Genomic DNA, 18689 nt, shown 5'->3' with positions numbered 1-18689 from the left:
CCTGGGGTTTAGCGTTGGTTCAGAGCACTCAGGATCGCGGCGCTTTCGGCGTCTGGCGTGCCGTCGAACAGCGACGCACGGAAGTGCATCTGAAACGCCGCGATCACATGCCGCGTGGCCACGTCCAGTTCGCCGGTCTGCGGCGTCGGGTAGCCCAACTTCGCCAACTCTTCCTGGAACCAGGTGATGCTCGGCAGCTGCGTTGCGTACTGCTGCCGGAAGCGGGCGACCGCCTGGGCGTCGGGCCACTGGCCCAGGCCTTCGTCGGCCAGACGCTTCCAGGGGAACAATGGACCAGGGTCGAGTTTGCGCAGCGGCGCGATGTCGCTGTGACCAATGATGTTCTTGGGATCGATGCCGTTGCGTTTACTGATGTCCTTGAGCAACACCACCAAGGACTTCACCTGGGCCTCTGAATAGGGGTACCACAGGCGACCGGTCGGCGTGTCCGTGTACCCGGGGTTGACAATTTCAATACCGATGGAGCTGGAGTTGAGCCACGTGCGGCCCGCCCACTGGCTTTCCCCGGCATGCCAGGCGCGCTGGCTCTCATCCACCAGCTTGTAGATGGTGGCGCTGGCGTCGTCGCCGATCAGGTAGTGGCTGCTGACCTGGCCGTGGGTGAGCAAGGCCAGCGAGCGCTCAAGGTTGGTGGAGGTGTAGTGGACGATCACGAACTGCACGCGATTGTCGTGGTTGACCGAGGGATGGTTGGTGTCAATGCGCGGACCGCTGGCGCAGCCGGCGAGCAGAATGAACAGGAAGGCGAAGTACAGGGTTTTCATAGGGAGTGACGTCACGCTGAAGACGGTAATGCAACAGTGTAACGTAAGGTGTGTGACACAGCGCTCAAATCATGAAATGGAACATTTTTACGCCGCCTGCACCTGATTGCGCCCAGCGGCCTTGGCGCGATACAACGCCTCGTCGGCGCGTTTGAGCGCCACGTCGCTGCGCTCCCCCGGCTGGAACTGCGCCACGCCCATGGACAGCGTGATCGTCACCGGCTCGCCCTTGAAGTGGAAGGGGCAGGCCTCGATGGCCGACCGCAGCACTTCGCCCACAGCCAGCGCCTGAGTGAGTGAAGTGTCGGGCATCAGCAACACAAACTCTTCGCCGCCAAAGCGCGCAATAAAGTCGCGGCCATGCAGGTGCTTGCGCAGCACGTTGGCGATGATCTTCAACACCTTGTCGCCGGCCAGATGGCCGTAGCCGTCGTTGACGCGCTTGAAGTGATCCAGGTCCAGCATCGCCAGCGACAGGCTGTTGCCGCGCTGATGCCAGGCGTTGACCTCGTGGTCCAGACGCTCGCTCCACGCCGCGCGGTTGGGCAGGCGGGTCAGCGGGTCAATCAACGCCTTCTGACGCTGCACCTCCATATGTTCGCGATAGCCCAGCGCTTCCTGCTCCATGTGGGCGACGCGTTCGGCCAGCCCCTGGAGCCGCGCTGCCACTTCCTCTTCGCGCTGGTCCCGTTGCTGGCGGTGCTCGTCCATGGTGCCGAGCAAGCCTTCGATATGGCTTTCCAATACCTGCTTGAGGCTGTCCAGGTCGGCCGCTTCCTGCACGCTGCTTTGCAAGCCGTCGACCTGTTCACGTATCTGCGTGTCAAGCTGGCGGGCGGCGGAGCGGCTGTCGAGGTGGTCATCGCTGGCCACCTGCAGATGGCCCTGAAACGCTTCAAGACGTTCGTTGAGGTGCTTGAGATAAGCCTCGAACTCATGCTGGCCGCTGTCGGTGACCGCCAGCATCAGCACCGCCAGGTCATCGAGAATCGGCAGCAACTCGTACCAGTTCAAACCATTGGCCAGGCGCTCGCGCATGGCTTCGGCCTGGGGCCGGTGGCGCTCTGGGAGGCTCAGGTCTTCCAGCAGGCCGAGCAAGGTGCTTTCGATATGCCGGGCCACGGAGCTGTAGGAAGGCTCCGGCGAGTCGGGCAGGGCATAGCCGCTTTCCCCGGGCTGCTCGTCGGCTTCTTCGTCCTCAAGAACGGGCGGCAGCGACAGGCTGCCGATGCTGGTCTCCTCCGGTGTATCAACCAGCACTTCGGGGGTTTCAATAAAGGCCGCGAGCGCGCTTTGGTTGGGCGGCTCTTCGGCTTCAGGTTCGGGTTCAGGATCAGCGGCAGGTTCGGCGACGGCGATTTCTGCAAGTGCCGCTTCGACCCTGGGTTGTGCGGCGACTTCAACCGCAGGCGCTGCTGTCAGCGATTGCGGCAATGGCGCAGGGGTCGGCAAGACTTGGGGTGGCGGTTCGGCAGGTGCAGCGGCCTGCTCTTCAGTCACAGGCTCTGGAGCAACCGGTTTTGACGTCGGCTTTACCGGAGGCTCATCGGCCACCGTTTCGGGAGCGACCTCCTTGGCGCTCCCGAACAAGCGTTGCAGCAAACCTGGACCAGGCCGTGGAGTTTCGCCGTCAGCCTCCAGATTATTCAACGCCTGCCCCTGCAGGCTGCTCAATTCGCTGAGCAGCAGCGGAATCTCACGAGCCTGGCCCACGCGACTGTCCAGTTGCTTGGCGAAGGCTTTGAGCGGGCGCGCCACCTCGCGCGGCAGTGGCAATTGCTGCAGCTGGGCGACCAGGGCGGTGAGCGCGGTGCTGATCTGGTCGACACGGGTCTCGCGGCGCTGCTCTGAATCGAGCACGGCTTTTTCCAGGCGCGGCAGCAAGGCGGCGAGGGCGGCGTCCATGTCGTCGGTGCGCACCACATCGCGCATTTCCTTCATGCATTGGTCGACGGCGCGGTCGGTGCCTTCAGCGGCCAGCGTACTGCGCACCAGGCCCCGGCGCAGCAGGTCGAGGCGGGCGGCCCAACGGCGTTCGAGCTTGTCCTGCTGCTCGATGCTTAACAGGTATTTTTCTTTCCAGCGCTCGGCGTCGTCGCTCATGCAAGGGGTCCGCGAGGGCTGGTGCTCAACGCGGGCAATGCATCAACCGTGAGCGAACCCGGCAGACGAATCTCTACCGCGACGGGCAGGTGATCGGAAATGGGCTGCGCCAGGACCTGCACACTTTCCAGCGTGAGGGTCGGGCTGAGCAGGATATGGTCCAGGCAGCGCTGCGGGCGCCAGCTGGGAAACGTCGCTTCGACCTGCGGCGCCAGTAGCCCGAGGTCACGCAACGGTGAATTCAGAAGCAGGTCGTTGGCGTGGGTGTTCATGTCCCCCATCAACACCTGGTGCTTGTAGTTGCCGATCAGCTCGCGCACGTAGGCCAGTTGCAGGTTGCGCGTCCGCCCGCCGAGGGCAAGGTGCATCATCACCACTACCAGCGCTTCCGGGCCTTCGCCGAATCGCACGAGGATTGCGCCGCGCCCCTTCGGGCCTGGAAGCGGGTGATCCTCGATGGCCGTCGGCTTCAGGCGGCTGAGCACACCATTGCTGTGCTGCGCCAGACGCCCGAGGTTTCGATTGAGTTGCTGGTACCAGTAGGGGAAGCCGCCGAGCTGGGCCAGGTGTTCCACCTGGTTGATATAGCCCGAGCGCAGACTGCCGCCGTCAGCTTCCTGCAATGCGACCAGATCAAAGTCATTGAGCAGGGTGCCGATCTTCTGCAGGTTACCGGTGCGCCCTTTGTGGGGCAGCAGGTGCTGCCAGCCACGGGTCAGGTAGTGCCGATACTTCTCGGTACTGTTGCCCACCTGGATATTGAAGCTGAGCAAGCGCAGACGGCTGTCCGCCGGCAGGCCCGTTGACTCCAGGTGATGTTCATTGACCTGCGGTTCGTGCAGGCCAATGCCACGTTCGGTTCCCCAGCGGCGCATGACGAGCCCCTTACTTGGCTGCACGCTCTTTGGCGATCAGTTGGTCAGCGACATTGAGGGTCGCTTCAGGACCACCAGTGGAGCCCAGGTCGAAACGGTATTTGCCGTTGACGATCATGGTAGGCACGCCTTGCACCCCGTACTTCTGCGCGAGTTCCTTGGCCTGCTTGATCTGGCCCTTGATGGCGAAGGAGTTAAAGGTAGCGAGGAATTTTTCTTTGTCGACACCCTGGGTGGCCACGAAGTCAGCCATTTCGTCCGGCTTGGTCAGACGCTTGCCTTCCTTCTGGATGGCGTTGAATACGGCGTTATGCACCTTGTGCTCGACACCCATGGCTTCCAGGGTCAGGAACAATTGGCCGTGGGCATCCCAAGGGCCGCCGAACATGGCCGGGATGCGTTTGAAGTTCACGTCTTTGGGCAGTTTCTCGACCCAGGGATTGATGGTCGGTTCAAATGCGTAGCAATGCGGGCAGCCATACCAGAACAGCTCCACCACCTCGATCTTGCCTGGTACCGAAACCGGCACCGGGTTAGCCAGCTCGACGTAGGTTTTACCGGCTTCAAGCGGCACATCGGCGGCCTGTGCGGTCATGCCGAAAAGACTGGCAGTGACGAGAGCGGCGCTGAGGATCAGATTACGCATGCTTTACTCCTGGACAAATAAAGTCGCCTCACGCGACCTTTAGTTGTGACAGGTCTACGCGGACATGAGTTCGTTAGTGTAACGGCAGCGGCCACAAAAAAGGGCGGCCCGGGCCACCCTTTTTATGCTTGCATCGCGGGATTAATCGAGTGTTAACGTCGCGGCCCGTCAGTGCAGACCCTCGATGTAACTGGAGAGGGCCGCAATGTCCTCATCGCTGAGCTTGCGGGCGATGGTGCGCATAGTCATCGCCTCGCCATCGTTGGCCCGGCCTGCGTCTTCCTTGCGAAAATCAGTCAGTTGTTTGGCGGTGTACTGCGCGTACTGACCGCTCAACTGCGGAAAGCCCGCGGCAGCATTGCCTGTGCCATCGGGCGCGTGGCAACCGGTGCAGGCCGGCAGGCCCTTGCTCAGGTCACCGCCGCGGAACAGCTTTTCGCCACGGGCGACCAGCTTGGGGTCAGCGGCGCCCACGCTGCCTTTCTGGGCGGCAAAGTATGCCGCGAGGTCGGCGATGTCCTGGTCGCTGGAGTTGGCCAGCAAGCCGGTCATTTCCAGCACCGTACGCTTGCCGTCCTTGATATCGTGCATCTGCTTGGCCAGGTAGCGCTCGCCCTGACCTGCCAACTTGGGAAAATTCGGCACCGGGCTGTTGCCATCGGGCCCGTGGCAGGCCCCACATACGGCAATTTTGGTCTGGCCCGCCTTGGCGTCACCCGCAGCCTGGGCAACACCGGTGATGCCCAGGGCCAACAGCAGACTCACGATCAGTTTATTCATCAGCTAATCCAACTACTCATCCAACTGCGGCCAGAAGTTTTAAACGTTATCTACCGGGTTTACTCATCATCAACGGATCGACGACCTGGTGATCTCCAGCCTTGCGGCCCTGCATAAAACCACGCGCGGTATTGCCTTTGAACACAAACTCGGTTGTACAGCGCCTGGGGTTCCTGTGTAGCCTGAGCGCCATGAAAGCACACACAAAATCTGCGGCATCATATACTCGCGTTACTTAAACGGAAACGACACCGCTTGCCGCCCCCTTTTTCGGCACCGCTCACATCGGAAATCTCATGCAACTCAAGAATCCCATCCTCGGTCTGTGCCAACAGTCCACCTTCATGCTCAGCGCCGCCAAAGTGGACCAATGCCCCGATGACGAAGGCTTTGAAGTCGCCTTTGCCGGCCGCTCCAACGCTGGCAAGTCCAGCGCACTGAACACCCTGACCCACGCCAGCCTGGCGCGCACCTCGAAGACCCCGGGCCGCACGCAACTGCTCAACTTCTTCAAGCTGGACGACGAGCGTCGTCTGGTCGACCTGCCAGGCTACGGTTACGCGAAAGTACCCATCCCGCTGAAGCTGCACTGGCAGCGTCACCTGGAGGCCTATCTGGGTGGCCGCGAGAGTTTGAAAGGGTTGATCCTGATGATGGACATCCGTCATCCAATGACCGACTTCGACCTGCTGATGCTCGACTGGGCTGTCGCCAGCGGCATGCCGATGCATATCCTGCTGACGAAGGCCGACAAGCTCACCTACGGCGCGGCCAAGAACACCTTGCTCAAGGTGCAGGCCGAAATCCGCAAGGGCTGGGGTGACACCATCACCATCCAGCTGTTCTCGGCGCCAAAGCGCATGGGCCTGGAAGACGCCTACACCGTGCTGGCCGGCTGGATGGAATTGGCAGACAAGGGCGCAGAAATCGCCGAATAGCTTTTCTGCAGGCAAAAAAAACCCCGGACTTCGTATGGGGAGGGGAAGTTCGGGGTTCAAGTTCCGGACCGCTAGGGCGGAGTCCGGATATCTGCCAACACTTAACACAACATAGGAGCTTTGAAGGGCTTCACCACCCATTCAGAGACTCTGAGTAGCAATTCACAGGTTAAGTTCCGGCTCGCTCGAAAAACTGTGAAACACCTGAAGGCTATTTCCCACGTCAAACGCTGTGCCACCGCCCGTTGCCGGTGGCGAACGCCCGCCGTCAGTGCGCTTCGTCCCAGTTGTTGCCCACACCCACTTCCACCAGCAGGGGCACGTCCAGTTGCGCGGCAGCGCTCATGTGCTCACGAATCCTCTCGCTGACTTCGGCGACCAGATCCTCACGCACCTCCAGCACCAATTCATCGTGTACCTGCAGAATCACCTTGGCATCCAGACCCGAGTCGGTCAGCCAGTTATCCACGCGCACCATGGCTTTCTTGATGATATCGGCGGCGGTGCCCTGCATCGGCGCGTTGATCGCCGTGCGCTCGGCGGCGGCGCGTTCCTGGGGTCTGTTGGAATTGATATCCGGCACATACAGGCGGCGGCCGAAGAAAGTTTCCACGTAGCCCTGGTCGGCAGCCTGGGCGCGGGTGCGCTCCATGTACTCGCGGACCCCGGGATAGCGGGCGAAATACACGTCGATATAGGCCTTGGCGGTCTTGGTATCGACGCCAATGTCCTTGCCCAGCTTCTGCGCGCCCATGCCATAGATCAGGCCGAAGTTGATCGCCTTGGCACTGCGGCGCTGGTCGGAGGTGACCTCGCCCAACTCCACCTTGAACACCTCGGCCGCGGTGGCGGTGTGCACATCCAGATTGTGACGGAAGGCATTCATCAAGCCTTCGTCCCTGGACAGGTGCGCCATGATGCGCAGCTCGATCTGCGAATAGTCCGCTGCCAGCAGCTTGTAACCTTTGGGCGCGACAAACGCCTGGCGGATGCGCCGCCCCTCAGCGGTGCGCACCGGGATGTTCTGCAGGTTCGGGTCGCTGGAAGACAGGCGCCCGGTCGCGGTCACCGCCTGGTGATAAGACGTGTGGATACGCCCGGTGCGCGGGTTGATCTGTTCCGGGAGGCGGTCGGTATAGGTGCTTTTGAGCTTGCTCATGCTGCGGTACTGCATCAGCACCTTGGGCAGCGGATAGTCATCCTCGGCCAGTTTGGCCAGCACTTCTTCCGCCGTCGAGGCCTGCCCCTTGCCGGTCTTTTTCAGCACCGGCATGCCGAGCTTGTCGTAGAGAATCGAGCCGAGCTGTTTGGGAGAACCCAGGTTGAATTCCTCACCGGCGATCTCGAATGCCTGGCGCTCCAGTTCGACCATCTTGTGGCCCAATTCGATGCTCTGGATACCCAGCAACTCCTTGTCCACCAGCGCGCCCTGACGCTCGATGCGCGCCAGCACCGGTACCAACGGAATTTCGATATCCGACAGCACGCTGGCCAGGCTCGGGATCGCGGCCAATTGCGCGTGCAGCGCCTGGTGCAGACGCAAGGTCACGTCGGCATCTTCGGCTGCGTACGGGCCGGCCTGTTCCAGTGCGATCTGGTCAAAGGTCAGTTGCTTGGCGCCCTTACCGGCGATGTCCTGGAAACTGACGGTGTCGTAGTCCAGGTACTTCTTCGCCAGGCTGTCCATGTCGTGCCGGGTGACGGTGGCATTGAGCACATAGGACTCAAGCATGGTGTCGAAAGCAATGCCGCGCACGGTGATGCCTTGCGCCGGGTCGCCGCCGATGGCGCAGTTGGCGAGGATGTTCATGTCGAACTTGGCGTGCTGGCCGACCTTGAGTTTGGCCGGGTCTTCCAGCAGCGGTTTCAAGGCAAGCAGCACGGTGTCACGGTCCAGTTGGTCCGGCACGCCGATGTAGGAGTGGGTCAGCGGGATGTAGGCCGCTTCATGGGACTGCACGGCGAAGGACACCCCGACCAATTGCGCTTTTTGCGCGTCGATGCCGGTGGTTTCGGTGTCGAACGCGAACAACGGTGCATCCTGGAGCTTCTTCAACCATAGCTCGAAGGTCGGCTGGTCGAGGATAGTGGTGTAGGCCGTTTCCAGGGGAGCCGTGGGTACAGCCTCGACCACCTCGACCGCCACGGGCGCCGCGCTCAGCTCGACGCGCTTGGCATCGCGCTGAATCTCGTCGTACCAGCTCTTGAACTCGAGCAGGGTGTACAGCTCAAGCAGCTTTTCACGGTCCGGTTCGATCAGGTGCAGGTCGTCCAGGCCGATATCCAGCGGCACATCGATCTTGATCGTGGCCAACCGGTACGACAGGAACGCCATCTCGCGGTGCTCCTCCAGCTTGGCGCGCAAGGTCTTGGCGCCGCGAATCGGCAGGCTCGGCACAATGTCCAACTGCTCATAAAGCTCTTTGAGGCCGCCATTGACGCCCACCAACAAGCCGGAGGCAGTCTTGGGACCAATGCCCGGCACGCCGGGAATGTTGTCGGACGAATCGCCCATCAATGCCAGATAATCGATGATCTGCTCCGGAGCGACGCCAAATTTCTCCTTCACGCCCTCTACGTCCATCGCGCTACCGGTCATGGTGTTGACCAGGGTAATGTGCCCGTCGACCAACTGCGCCATGTCCTTGTCACCGGTGGAAATCACCACCGGCCGGCTGGCGGCCGCGCTGCTGCGGGCGAGGGTGCCGATCACGTCATCGGCTTCGACGCCTTCGACGCACAGCAACGGAAAGCCCAGAGCGATCACACTCTGGTGCAGCGGCTCGATCTGCAGACGCATGTCATCGGGCATGCTCGGACGATTGGCCTTGTAATCGGCATACATGTCATCGCGAAAAGTCCCACCCTTGGCGTCGAAAACCACCGCGAACGGGCTGTCTGGGTACTGCCGGCGCAGACTCTTGAGCATGTTCAGCACGCCCTTGACCGCGCCGGTCGGCAGGCCTTTGGAGGTGGTCAGCGGTGGCAGTGCATGGAAGGCGCGGTACAGATAAGAAGAACCGTCCACCAGGACGAGGGGCGCTTGGCTCATGAGCAGGATCAACCTTTTCGGCGGGTCAGGCGCTAGAATAGCCGGACCAATGAAAACAAAGGGACAAGGTTATCATGCGTACATTCAATCGCCTGCTGTTGACTGGCCTGATTGCACTCGCTCCGATGGCTGCCATGGCGGCAGACGATGCGCCATCGGCCGACCCGGAAGTGACCATTCGCACGGAAGGCGACAAGACCATCCAGGAGTACCGCCAGAATGGCTTTCTGTATGCGATCAAGGTCACGCCCAAAGGTGCACCGCCGTATTTTCTGGTGCGCGCGGACGGAACCGACGCGAACTTCATCCGCTCTGACCAGCCGGATATGCTGATTCCGTCATGGAAGATCTTCGAATGGAAATGATTTCCCCACTTTAATCGACGCTGCAATTCGCAGCGTCCGTAACGGCAGTTTACCCATGTCTGTGTTTACCCCCCTGGCTCGGCCCGAGCTGGAAACCTTTCTCGCGCCCTACGGGCTCGGCCGCCTGCTCGACTTCCAGGGGATTGCCGCTGGTAGCGAAAACACCAATTTCTTCATCAGCCTGGAACAGGGCGAGTTCGTCCTGACCCTGGTTGAGCGCGGCCCTGTGGCAGAAATGCCGTTTTTCATCGAGCTGCTCGACGTACTGCACGACGCCGACCTGCCGGTGCCCTACGCGCTGCGCACCACCGACGGCGTCGCCTTGCGCGAGCTGGCCGGCAAACCGGCGCTGCTGCAACCGCGCCTGGCCGGCAAGCACATCACGCACGCCAATGCGCAGCATTGCGCCCAGGTCGGCGAACTGCTCGGCCATCTGCACCAGGCCACCCAGGGCGACAAGGTGCTGGAACGCAAGACCGACCGCGGGCTGGACTGGATGCTCAGTGAAGGTGCACAGATTGTTTCGCACTTGAACGCCGCGCAGCAAAGCCTGTTGCAGGACGCGCTGGCCGAGATCCAGGCGCACAAGGCCGACATCCTGGCCCTGCCGCGGGCCAACCTCCATGGCGACCTGTTCCGCGACAACGCGATGTTCGAAGGCACCCACCTGACCGGCCTGATCGACTTCTACAACGCCTGCTCCGGGCCGATGCTGTATGACGTCGCGATTGCGCTGAATGACTGGTGCTCGAACGCAGAAGGCGCAATCGATGGGCCGCGGGCCCGTGCGTTGCTGGGCGCCTATGCGGGGCTACGACCGTTTACCGCGAAGGAAGCCGAACTGTGGCCGACGATGCTGCGGGTGGCGTGCGTACGGTTCTGGCTGTCGCGCCTGATTGCTGCTGAGTCGTTTGCCGGGCAGGATGTGCTGATTCACGATCCAGCGGAGTTCGAACACCGCCTGGCGCAACGCCAGCGGGTCAGCGTCCACCTGCCGTTCGCCCTCTGAAGCCTTACCGGATCAAAAAATGTGGGAGGGGGCTTGCTCCCGATAGCGGCGTATCAGGCAACTTATGCATGCCTGGCACACTGTCATCGGGAGCAAGCCCCCTCTCACACTTGATCTTCGCTTGGTCTTAAAGCGATTCCAGGCACCCCGCCAGGTCGTTACCCAGCTTGTCCAGCACTTGCTCGTAGCCATTAGCGGTGGCCGGTGTATAACCGCCCAGCGCATCCAGCTCCGCCAGTTTTACCGGCAGACCCGCCACCAGGGTTTCAGCCAGACGCGGGCGCAGCGGCGGCTCGCTGAACACACAGGTCTTGCCCACTTCCTGCAGACGCGTGCGCATCGCCGCGACATGCTGGGCGCCCGGTTGCACTTCGGCGGCAACGCTGAACACGCCGGCATGCTTGAGCCCGTAAGCCTCTTCGAAGTAATCGAAGGCTTCGTGGAACACGAAATAAGGTTTGCCGGCGATCCCTGCCAGGCGCTTTTTCAGACGCGCATCCAATGCGTCCAGACGCTCGTCAAAAGCCTTCACGTTGCTCTTATAACGGCCGGCGTTCTGCGGGTCGGCGGCACTCAGGTCAGCCGCCATGCGCGCTGCGATCACTCGCGCATTGACCGTGGACAGCCACACGTGCGCATCCAGGCTGCCCGGACGGTGATCGTGGTCATGCTCGTCGGCATCGTCGGCGTGAGAGTGGCTATCTTCGGCGAAGCGACGCAGTTTCATGCCAGGCAGGTCCTGCACCGCCACCGTTGGCGCGCTGCGGCCCTTGAGCACGCGCGGCAGGAAGCTTTCCATGTCCGGACCGATCCAATACAGCAGGTCCACCGACTGCACGCGCCGTACGTCGGATGGGCGCAACGCGAAGTTATGCGGCGACGCACCCGGCGGCAACAACACCTCGGGAACCGCCACGCCGTCCTGCACAGCGGCGGCAATCAGCTGCAACGGCTTGATGCTGGTCAGCACCTTGACCTCGGCCTGAGCGGCCCCCGCAACGAAAAAACTGGCGATAAATATGACAAAAACTGGAAAAAGTCGGGACACGATGACCACTCAATGGCGTAGGAACGGGTAACATAATAACGTCTCTATCAAATGTCTGTCGCCGCTCATGCCTAAAACACCGCTTGCCAGCCGTCCCCACGACCATTCTCACTGCGTGCACACCGCGCTGGCGGAAGCCGACACCCTGTGTGCGCAAAAGGGTTTGCGCCTGACCGCCCTGCGTCGCCGCGTGCTGGAACTGGTGTGGCAAAGCCACAAGCCGCTGGGCGCCTACGACATTCTCGGCGTGCTCAGCGAACAGGACGGCCGTCGCGCCGCGCCGCCTACCGTGTATCGCGCGCTGGATTTCCTGCTGGAAAACGGCCTGGTGCACCGCATCGCCTCGCTCAACGCCTTCGTCGGCTGCAACCACCCCGAACACGCGCACCAGGGCCAGTTCCTGATCTGCCGCGAGTGCCACGCCGCCATCGAGCTTGAACAAAAAAGCATCAGCGACGCGATCATCAAGAGTTCTGCCGAGGTGGGCTTTCAGGTCGAAGGGCAAACGGTCGAAGTGGTCGGCCTGTGCTCGGGCTGCCAGGGGGCTTGATGAGCAACGCGTTAATCCGCCTGGAGCAGGTCGGGGTCACGTTCGCCGGGCAAACCGTGCTGGATAACATCGCCCTGAGTGTCCAGCCACGGCAGATCGTCACCCTGATCGGCCCCAACGGCGCCGGCAAGACCACCCTGGTGCGCGCCGTGCTCGGCCTGCTCAAGCCCGACACCGGTAGCGTGTGGCGCAAGCCCAAGCTTCGCGTGGGCTACATGCCGCAAAAATTGCACGTCGATCCGACCTTGCCGTTATCCGTGCTGCGCTTTTTGCGCCTGGTGCCCGGCGTTGACCGCGCCCGCGCCAAGGCCGCGCTCAAGGAAGTCGGCGCCGAGCAGGTGATCGACAGCCCGGTGCAAAGCATCTCCGGCGGCGAAATGCAGCGCGTGCTGCTGGCCCGCGCCCTGCTGCGCGAGCCCGAACTGCTGGTGCTCGATGAGCCCGTGCAAGGCGTCGACGTGGCCGGTCAGGCCGAGCTGTACAGCCTGATCACCCGCCTGCGCGACCGCCATGGCTGCGGCGTGCTGATGGTGTCCCACGACCTGCACCTGGTGATGAGCACCACCGACCAGGTGGTGTGCCTCAACCGCCACGTGTGCTGCTCCGGCCACCCGGAACAGGTCAGCGGCGACCCGGCCTTTGTCGAGCTGTTCGGCAAGAACGCGCAGAGCCTGGCGATCTATCACCACCATCACGACCACGCCCACGACCTGCATGGCGCCGTGGTCGACGACCCTTCTGCACCCCACGTGCACGTTCACGGAGATAGCTGCAAGCATGGCTGATTTTCTGCTCTACGCCCTGCTGGCAGGCTTGGCTCTGGCATTGGTGGCGGGCCCGCTGGGCTCGTTCGTGGTGTGGCGGCGCATGGCGTATTTTGGCGACACCTTGTCCCACGCCGCCCTACTCGGCGTGGCCATGGGCTTTTTGCTGGATGTGAGCCCGACCATCGCCGTCACCGTGGGCTGCCTGCTGCTGGCGGTGCTGCTGGTAACCCTGCAACAGCGCCAGCCGCTGGCCTCCGACACCCTGCTGGGCATCCTGGCGCCGAGCACCTTGTCCCTGGGCCTGGTGGTGCTGAGCTTCATGCATGAAGTGCGCATCGACCTGATGGCCTACCTGTTCGGCGACCTGCTGGCGATCAGCCCGACCGACCTTGCGTGGATCCTCGGCGGCAGCGCTGCCGTGCTGATGCTCCTGGTGACGCTGTGGCGCCCGCTGCTGGCGATTACCGTGCACGAGGAGCTGGCCAAGGTCGAAGGCTTGCCGGTGCCGGCCCTGCGCATGGCCCTGATGTTGTTGATCGCGGTGGTGATTGCTGTCGCGATGAAGATTGTCGGCGTATTGTTGATCACGTCGCTGCTGATCATTCCCGCCGCCGCCGCCCAGCGCCACGCCCGCTCTCCGGAGCAGATGGCAATCGGCGCCAGCCTGTTGGGGATGCTTGCCGTCTGTGGGGGCCTGGCGTTGTCCTGGTTCAAGGACACGCCGGCCGGGCCATCGATTGTGGTCGCGGCCGCGGCCCTGTTTCTGCTGAGTTTTGTCCTGCCCCGTCGAGGGGTGTAGACTTGCTCGCTTTTTGCGCAATTAGAGAGTCGCAGGAATGAAGCCGTTCACCGCCCGTTATCTGCTCCTTGCCGCATTTTCCCTGCTGCTGGGCGCCTGTCAAAGCACACCGCCCGCCGCCCTCGCGACGCCGGACGCTCGCGCTGCGGCCATCGCGCAGCTGGAGCAAAACCTGGCCAGCAGCGAGCTGGCAACCGCCGAGGACCAACTGGCGGCCTTGCAGGCACAAACACCCAATGACCCGGCGCTGGAGGCTTACCAACGCCAGTTGGCCGAAGCGTACCTGCAGCGCAGCCAGATCGTCCTGCAAAAGGGCGACGTCAACGCTGCCGCCACCGCCCTGAGCCGTGCCCGTGCGCTGATGCCCAAGGCGCCGGCCCTCACCGGCGGCGTCAACAGTGCGATCAGCCATGCGCGCAAAGCCGAGCTGGACAAAGCCGAGGCCGCCTTGAAAGCCGCCGAAGCCAAGCCGCCCGCCAAGGTCATCGACCCGGCGGCGCCCAGCACCACGGTGGCGTTGAACCTCACCGATATCGAAGCCCTGCGCCATCAACTGGATGCGATTGCCACCGATGTGGTGAATTACCAGTGCGACGTGAGCATCCAGGCGCCGCGCACCGAGGATTACCCGTGGCTGGCCACATTACTGACCAAACGGGTGAAGCGGATTGATTCGGGGTATGAGCTGAAGATCCACCGCCAGATCCTGAAACACATTCCGGCGCAGGTTGTGCTGATTCCGCGCAAGGCGGACTAACGCAAATCGGGAGCAAGCCCCCTCCCACCCCTGGAACGCATTCCAGGGGTGGGAGGGGGCTTGCTCCCGATTGCGGTTTAAGAAACAACCAATAAGTTAAGCCGGAATTGCCTTGGCCTTGGCCTCACGATCCCAGACCCGATGCTCGGCAATCGCCGCAAAGAACGCCTTGAACGCCTTCGCATCCGCGCCCACGATCAGCCCCTCGTCCGCCTCCAGCTTCAGCAGATCCAACAGCGGCTTCACGTCACTGGCGACCGCAATCGCCTTCAGGTGCTTGTACGCCTCCAACACATAGTGCAGCGCCACACCGTCACCGCTCAGCGCGTCCACCGAAGCTTTACCGCCCGGGATAAACACCGCGTCAAAGGCAATCGACGGCATGCCTTCCATCGACGCATCCACCGGCAGCGCCTTGCCATCTGCCGTCGTCACCGGCGCCGAAGTCGGCCCCAGCAACTTGGCGTGGGCACCTTCTGCCTCCAGCGCTTTTTTCATTGCATCAATCGCTGCGCCGTCCACGCCATTGGCCGCCAGAATCGCCACTTTGCGCGTCTTGATATCACCCGACAGCAGGTTCACCTGGCTCAAGGCCGGCGATTTTTTAACCGAGGTCTCACGCACAGGCACGGTGCCTTTGGCCGGCGCCGGCAAGCCCAGGTTCTGCGCAACGCGCTTGGCCAGTTCCAGGTCGATGTTGGCGAGGATCTCGTTGACCTGGCGGGCACGGATGTACTCGCGCTCGACCTTGCCCAACTCGAAGCTGTAGGCCGCGATGATGTGCTCTTTCTCGTGGTGGCTCATGCTGTTGAAAAACAGGGTGGCCTGGGAGAAGTGATCGCCGAACGACTCGCTGCGCTCACGCACCTTGTTGGCGTCAACACGCTCGTAATAGGTTTCGAAACCGCCGTCAGTCGGGCCTGCCGGTGTTTCTTTCGGCCAGCCGCCGTCGATGGAGTTCGGCTCGTAGGCGGCGCGGCCCTTGTCGATCACGGTGCGGTGCTGCGCGTCGCGCTGGCCATTATGGAACGGCGCAACCGGACGGTTGATCGGGATCTCGTGAAAGTTCGGCCCGCCCAGTCGGCTGATCTGCGTATCCGTGTAGGAAAACAGACGGCCTTGCAGCAGCGGGTCGTTGGTGAAATCGATACCCGGCACGATGTGGCCTGGGCAGAACGCAACCTGCTCGACCTCGGCGAAGAAGTTGTCCGGGTTGCGGTTAAGCACCATCTTGCCCAGCGGGGTGATCGGCACCAGCTCTTCGGGGATGATCTTGGTCGGGTCAAGCAGGTCGAAATCGAAGTTATGCTCGTCTTCTTCTGCAACGATCTGAACGCCCAGCTCCCACTCAGGGTAGTCGCCGCTCTCAATCGCTTCCCACAGGTCGCGACGGTGGTAGTCGGTGTCTTTACCGGCCAACTTCTGCGCTTCGTCCCACACCAGGGAGCAGGTGCCAACCTTTGGCCGCCAGTGAAACTTGACGAAGCTCGACTTGCCTTCGGTGTTGATCAAACGGAAGGTGTGCACGCCAAAACCCTGCATGGCACGCAGGCTTTTTGGAATCGCACGGTCGGACATGGCCCAGATCACCATGTGCGCCGATTCCGGTTGCAGCGACACGAAGTCCCAAAAGGTATCGTGGGCCGAACCGCCAGTAGGAATCTCGTTGTGCGGCTCAGGTTTTACGGCATGCACAAAGTCAGGAAATTTGATCGCGTCCTGAATGAAAAACACCGGCATGTTGTTGCCCACCAAATCGAAGTTGCCTTCCTCGGTGAAGAACTTCACGGCAAAACCACGCACGTCACGCACCGTATCGCCGGAGCCGCGCGGGCCCTGCACGGTGGAGAAGCGCGCGAATACCGGCGTTTTATGCTCCGGCATACGCAGGAAACCAGCCTTGCTAAGCGCAGAGTGGTCTTCGTAAGTCTGGAAGTAACCATGGGCGCCGGTACCACGGGCATGCACGATGCGCTCTGGAATGCGCTCATGGTCAAAGTGCGTGATCTTTTCACGCATGATGAAATCTTCGAGCAGCGAGGGGCCGCGAGCGCCCACCTTCAAGCTGTTCTGGTTGTCGGAAATCTTCACGCCCTGGTTGGTGCGCAGCGCCTGGCCGGTCGCGTCGGAACGGAATTCTTCCAGGGCCTGCAATTTGGCGTTGGTGTTGCCACGGTCAAGGGTATCGGTGCCCGCGAGTTCACTCTTCGGCGGGGTGGCTGGCTTCTTGTTACTCATCAGTCAAAACTCCTTATTCAAAGTGGCCAGAGCGTTCCCCGGCTCTTTTGAGCAAAACCCCAGGCACGGCACCTGGGAAATCGAGTTGCTTAAGTAGTGACTGATGAGGTTTTGGGCCGTTCCTTTTTTATGACCTTTGATCGCGTTATTGCCAAATCGCTGGTTGAATGCGAAATAAATGCTAAGAAAGACTATACGGACAGGCTAAAATGCGCGCCCGGCTAACCGCTGATCCCTTTTCCATGCGCCCCACAAGGTTCGCTACGTGATCGAGTTTCAAAACGTCCATAAAACCTACCGCGTCGCCGGTAGGGATATCCCCGCCCTGCACCCCACCAGCCTGCGCGTCGAAAACGGCCAGGTGTTCGGCCTCATCGGCCATTCGGGTGCGGGTAAAAGTACGCTGCTGCGCCTGATCAACCGCCTCGAAGAACCGAGTGGCGGGCAGATCACGGTCGACGGCGAAGAAGTCACCGCACTGGATGCCAACGGCCTGCGCCGCTTCCGTCAGCAGGTCGGGATGATTTTCCAGCACTTCAACCTGCTGGCGTCCAAGACCGTCGCCGACAACGTGGCACTGCCGCTGACCCTGGCCGGCGAGTTGTCGCGCAAGGCCATCGACCTGCGCGTGGCCGAGTTGCTTGCCCGCGTGGGCCTGTCGGACCACGCCAAAAAATACCCGGCGCAGCTGTCCGGCGGCCAGAAACAGCGCGTCGGCATCGCCCGCGCCCTGGCGACCAAGCCAAAAATTCTGCTGTGCGACGAAGCCACCAGCGCCCTCGACCCGCAAACCACGGCGTCGGTGTTGCAACTGCTGGCCGAGATCAACCGCGAGCTGAAGCTGACCATCGTGCTGATCACCCATGAAATGGACGTGATCCGGCGCGTGTGCGACCAGGTGGCCGTAATGGACGCCGGCGTCATCGTCGAACAAGGCTCGGTGGCCGAGGTGTTCCTGCACCCCAAGCACCCGACCACCAAGCGTTTCGTGCAGGAAGCCGACCAGATCGACGAAAGCGAGCAGCGCGATGATTTCGCCCACGTGCCAGGCCGCATCGTACGCCTCACATTCCAGGGCGAAGCGACCTACGCGCCATTGCTGGGCACCGTCGCCCGCGAAACGGGGGTGGACTACAGCATCCTCGCCGGTCGGATCGACCGCATCAAAGATATCCCTTACGGGCAACTGACCCTGGCCGTCACCGGCGGTGACATGGACGCGGCATTTGCGCGATTTACCGCTGCCGATGTCCATATGGAGGTGCTGCGCTGATGGACGTTTTCCTGAGTTTCTTCGCCAATATCGACTGGTCCGAGATCTGGCTGGCCACGGGCGACACCATGACCATGCTGTTCGGTTCGCTGTTCTTTACCGTGCTGCTGGGCCTGCCGCTGGGCGTGCTGCTGTTCCTGACCAGCCCGCGCCAGCTGTTCGAGCAGAAAGGCTTGTACGCGCTGCTGTCGCTGATCGTGAACATGCTGCGCTCGCTGCCCTTCATCATTTTGTTGATCGTGATGATTCCGTTCACCGTGTTGATCACGGGCACGTCCCTGGGCGTGGCGGGTGCGATTCCGCCGCTGGTGGTCGGTGCCACGCCGTTCTTCGCGCGGCTGGTGGAAACCGCCCTGCGTGAAGTGGACCGCGGCATCATCGAAGCCACCCAGTCCATGGGCGCCAGCACTCGCCAGATCATCACCAACGCATTGCTGCCCGAGGCACGGCCCGGCATCTTTGCAGCGATTACGGTGACGGCGATTACACTGGTGTCCTACACGGCCATGGCCGGTGTGGTCGGGGCCGGTGGCCTGGGTGACCTGGCGATCCGTTTTGGTTACCAGCGCTTCCAGACCGACGTGATGGTGGTCACCGTGGTAATGCTGTTGATTCTGGTGCAAATCCTGCAAACCGTCGGCGATCGACTGGTGGTGCATTTTTCTCGAAAATAACGGCCATTGCCGGCCCGAAGCCGGCAATTA

General features: G+C 62.0%; 17 protein-coding genes. 9 read left to right on the top strand and 8 right to left on the bottom strand.

From position 1 onward, the window contains the following. Nucleotides 1-8 precede the first annotated feature (8 nt). The 5 genes from RHM60_RS16830 to RHM60_RS16810 all read right to left on the bottom strand — a co-directional run bounded on the left by RHM60_RS16830 (nucleotide 9) and on the right by RHM60_RS16810 (nucleotide 5189). Nucleotides 9-785, bottom strand: coding sequence for an N-acetylmuramoyl-L-alanine amidase (locus RHM60_RS16830; protein ID WP_209986884.1), 777 nt, complete (start codon nucleotides 783-785; stop codon nucleotides 9-11). An 87-nt stretch (nucleotides 786-872) separates the two neighbouring features. Beyond that, nucleotides 873-2888, bottom strand: a complete 2016-nt coding sequence (locus RHM60_RS16825; RefSeq protein WP_322212246.1) for a GGDEF domain-containing protein — start codon at nucleotides 2886-2888, stop codon at nucleotides 873-875. After that, complete coding sequence (locus RHM60_RS16820) at nucleotides 2885-3763, bottom strand: endonuclease/exonuclease/phosphatase family protein (RefSeq protein ID WP_209986876.1); 879 nt, start codon at nucleotides 3761-3763, stop codon at nucleotides 2885-2887. The genes RHM60_RS16825 and RHM60_RS16820 overlap by 4 nt, the downstream gene beginning before the upstream one ends. Before the next feature lie 10 nt (nucleotides 3764-3773). Then, nucleotides 3774-4409, bottom strand: coding sequence for a thiol:disulfide interchange protein DsbA (gene dsbA, locus RHM60_RS16815; protein ID WP_231422163.1), 636 nt, complete (start codon nucleotides 4407-4409; stop codon nucleotides 3774-3776). A gap of 168 nt (nucleotides 4410-4577) precedes the next feature. Continuing rightward, a complete protein-coding gene (locus RHM60_RS16810; protein ID WP_209986867.1) occupies nucleotides 4578-5189 on the bottom strand; it encodes a c-type cytochrome in 612 nt (203 codons plus the stop codon). 296 nt (nucleotides 5190-5485) lie between these two features. Between RHM60_RS16810 and yihA the strand changes: the two genes are divergently transcribed. After that, nucleotides 5486-6127, top strand: a complete 642-nt coding sequence (gene yihA / locus RHM60_RS16805; protein WP_015373414.1) for a ribosome biogenesis GTP-binding protein YihA/YsxC — start codon at nucleotides 5486-5488, stop codon at nucleotides 6125-6127. A 268-nt stretch (nucleotides 6128-6395) separates the two neighbouring features. Here yihA and polA read toward each other — a convergent pair whose 3' ends face one another. Further along, entirely contained in the window at nucleotides 6396-9179 is a 2784-nt protein-coding gene (gene polA, locus RHM60_RS16800; RefSeq protein ID WP_322212245.1) for a DNA polymerase I, read from the bottom strand. A 74-nt stretch (nucleotides 9180-9253) separates the two neighbouring features. On the opposite strand from polA, the gene RHM60_RS16795 reads away from it, so the two are divergent. Together RHM60_RS16795 and RHM60_RS16790 are read left to right on the top strand one after the other, a co-directional pair. Next, nucleotides 9254-9544: a DUF2782 domain-containing protein gene (locus tag RHM60_RS16795; RefSeq protein WP_003187366.1), complete on the top strand. Its 291-nt coding sequence runs from the start codon at nucleotides 9254-9256 to the stop codon at nucleotides 9542-9544. Nucleotides 9545-9599: 55 nt separating this feature from the next. After that, a complete protein-coding gene (locus tag RHM60_RS16790; protein ID WP_209986860.1) occupies nucleotides 9600-10553 on the top strand; it encodes a homoserine kinase in 954 nt (317 codons plus the stop codon). Nucleotides 10554-10680: 127 nt separating this feature from the next. On the opposite strand, the gene RHM60_RS16785 is transcribed toward RHM60_RS16790, so the two are convergent. Then, nucleotides 10681-11610 (bottom strand): zinc ABC transporter substrate-binding protein, encoded by a 930-nt coding sequence (locus tag RHM60_RS16785; RefSeq protein WP_322212244.1) that lies wholly within the window; start codon nucleotides 11608-11610, stop codon nucleotides 10681-10683. A gap of 58 nt (nucleotides 11611-11668) precedes the next feature. Between RHM60_RS16785 and zur the strand changes: the two genes are divergently transcribed. The 4 genes from zur to RHM60_RS16765 are packed head-to-tail and all read left to right on the top strand — an operon-like array spanning nucleotide 11669 to nucleotide 14474. Next, complete coding sequence (zur, locus tag RHM60_RS16780) at nucleotides 11669-12151, top strand: zinc uptake transcriptional repressor Zur (protein WP_003233728.1); 483 nt, start codon at nucleotides 11669-11671, stop codon at nucleotides 12149-12151. Then, nucleotides 12151-12936: a zinc ABC transporter ATP-binding protein ZnuC gene (znuC, locus tag RHM60_RS16775; protein ID WP_231422171.1), complete on the top strand. Its 786-nt coding sequence runs from the start codon at nucleotides 12151-12153 to the stop codon at nucleotides 12934-12936. The genes zur and znuC overlap by 1 nt, the downstream gene beginning before the upstream one ends. Continuing rightward, the gene (gene znuB, locus RHM60_RS16770; protein WP_209986854.1) at nucleotides 12929-13717 is read left to right on the top strand and encodes a zinc ABC transporter permease subunit ZnuB; all 789 of its coding nucleotides are present in this window, start codon (nucleotides 12929-12931) and stop codon (nucleotides 13715-13717) included. Before znuC ends, znuB begins: the two co-directional genes overlap by 8 nt. Nucleotides 13718-13754: 37 nt before the next feature. Next, nucleotides 13755-14474, top strand: a complete 720-nt coding sequence (locus RHM60_RS16765) for a PA5502 family lipoprotein (protein ID WP_322212243.1) — start codon at nucleotides 13755-13757, stop codon at nucleotides 14472-14474. A gap of 96 nt (nucleotides 14475-14570) precedes the next feature. On the opposite strand, the gene katE is transcribed toward RHM60_RS16765, so the two are convergent. Further along, a complete protein-coding gene (katE, locus tag RHM60_RS16760) occupies nucleotides 14571-16712 on the bottom strand; it encodes a catalase HPII (RefSeq protein WP_231422173.1) in 2142 nt (713 codons plus the stop codon). Between the two features lie 265 nt (nucleotides 16713-16977). On the opposite strand from katE, the gene RHM60_RS16755 reads away from it, so the two are divergent. Both RHM60_RS16755 and RHM60_RS16750 read left to right on the top strand, forming a co-directional pair. Continuing rightward, a complete protein-coding gene (locus RHM60_RS16755; RefSeq protein WP_057006188.1) occupies nucleotides 16978-17985 on the top strand; it encodes a methionine ABC transporter ATP-binding protein in 1008 nt (335 codons plus the stop codon). Beyond that, nucleotides 17985-18659: a methionine ABC transporter permease gene (locus tag RHM60_RS16750; protein WP_209986847.1), complete on the top strand. Its 675-nt coding sequence runs from the start codon at nucleotides 17985-17987 to the stop codon at nucleotides 18657-18659. Before RHM60_RS16755 ends, RHM60_RS16750 begins: the two co-directional genes overlap by 1 nt. Nucleotides 18660-18689: the final 30 nt, after the last annotated feature.

It is taken from the genome of Pseudomonas sp. MH9.3, from assembly GCF_034354675.1.
Lineage (GTDB): Bacteria > Pseudomonadota > Gammaproteobacteria > Pseudomonadales > Pseudomonadaceae > Aquipseudomonas.
This window is presented reverse-complemented; position numbering and strand designations above follow the sequence as displayed.

Bases quoted from the DNA above. Each gene is read 5' to 3' on its own strand.
- RHM60_RS16830 (WP_209986884.1), bottom strand. From the start codon at position 785: ATGAAAACCCTGTACTTCGCCTTCCTGTTCATTCTGCTCGCCGGCTGC.
- RHM60_RS16825 (WP_322212246.1), bottom strand. From the start codon at position 2,888: ATGAGCGACGACGCCGAGCGCTGGAAAGAAAAATACCTGTTAAGCATC.
- RHM60_RS16820 (WP_209986876.1), bottom strand. From the start codon at position 3,763: ATGCGCCGCTGGGGAACCGAACGTGGCATTGGCCTGCACGAACCGCAG.
- dsbA (WP_231422163.1), bottom strand. From the start codon at position 4,409: ATGCGTAATCTGATCCTCAGCGCCGCTCTCGTCACTGCCAGTCTTTTC.
- RHM60_RS16810 (WP_209986867.1), bottom strand. From the start codon at position 5,189: ATGAATAAACTGATCGTGAGTCTGCTGTTGGCCCTGGGCATCACCGGT.
- yihA (WP_015373414.1), top strand. From the start codon at position 5,486: ATGCAACTCAAGAATCCCATCCTCGGTCTGTGCCAACAGTCCACCTTC.
- polA (WP_322212245.1), bottom strand. From the start codon at position 9,179: ATGAGCCAAGCGCCCCTCGTCCTGGTGGACGGTTCTTCTTATCTGTAC.
- RHM60_RS16795 (WP_003187366.1), top strand. From the start codon at position 9,254: ATGCGTACATTCAATCGCCTGCTGTTGACTGGCCTGATTGCACTCGCT.
- RHM60_RS16790 (WP_209986860.1), top strand. From the start codon at position 9,600: ATGTCTGTGTTTACCCCCCTGGCTCGGCCCGAGCTGGAAACCTTTCTC.
- zur (WP_003233728.1), top strand. From the start codon at position 11,669: ATGCCTAAAACACCGCTTGCCAGCCGTCCCCACGACCATTCTCACTGC.
- znuC (WP_231422171.1), top strand. From the start codon at position 12,151: ATGAGCAACGCGTTAATCCGCCTGGAGCAGGTCGGGGTCACGTTCGCC.
- znuB (WP_209986854.1), top strand. From the start codon at position 12,929: ATGGCTGATTTTCTGCTCTACGCCCTGCTGGCAGGCTTGGCTCTGGCA.
- RHM60_RS16765 (WP_322212243.1), top strand. From the start codon at position 13,755: ATGAAGCCGTTCACCGCCCGTTATCTGCTCCTTGCCGCATTTTCCCTG.
- katE (WP_231422173.1), bottom strand. From the start codon at position 16,712: ATGAGTAACAAGAAGCCAGCCACCCCGCCGAAGAGTGAACTCGCGGGC.
- RHM60_RS16750 (WP_209986847.1), top strand. From the start codon at position 17,985: ATGGACGTTTTCCTGAGTTTCTTCGCCAATATCGACTGGTCCGAGATC.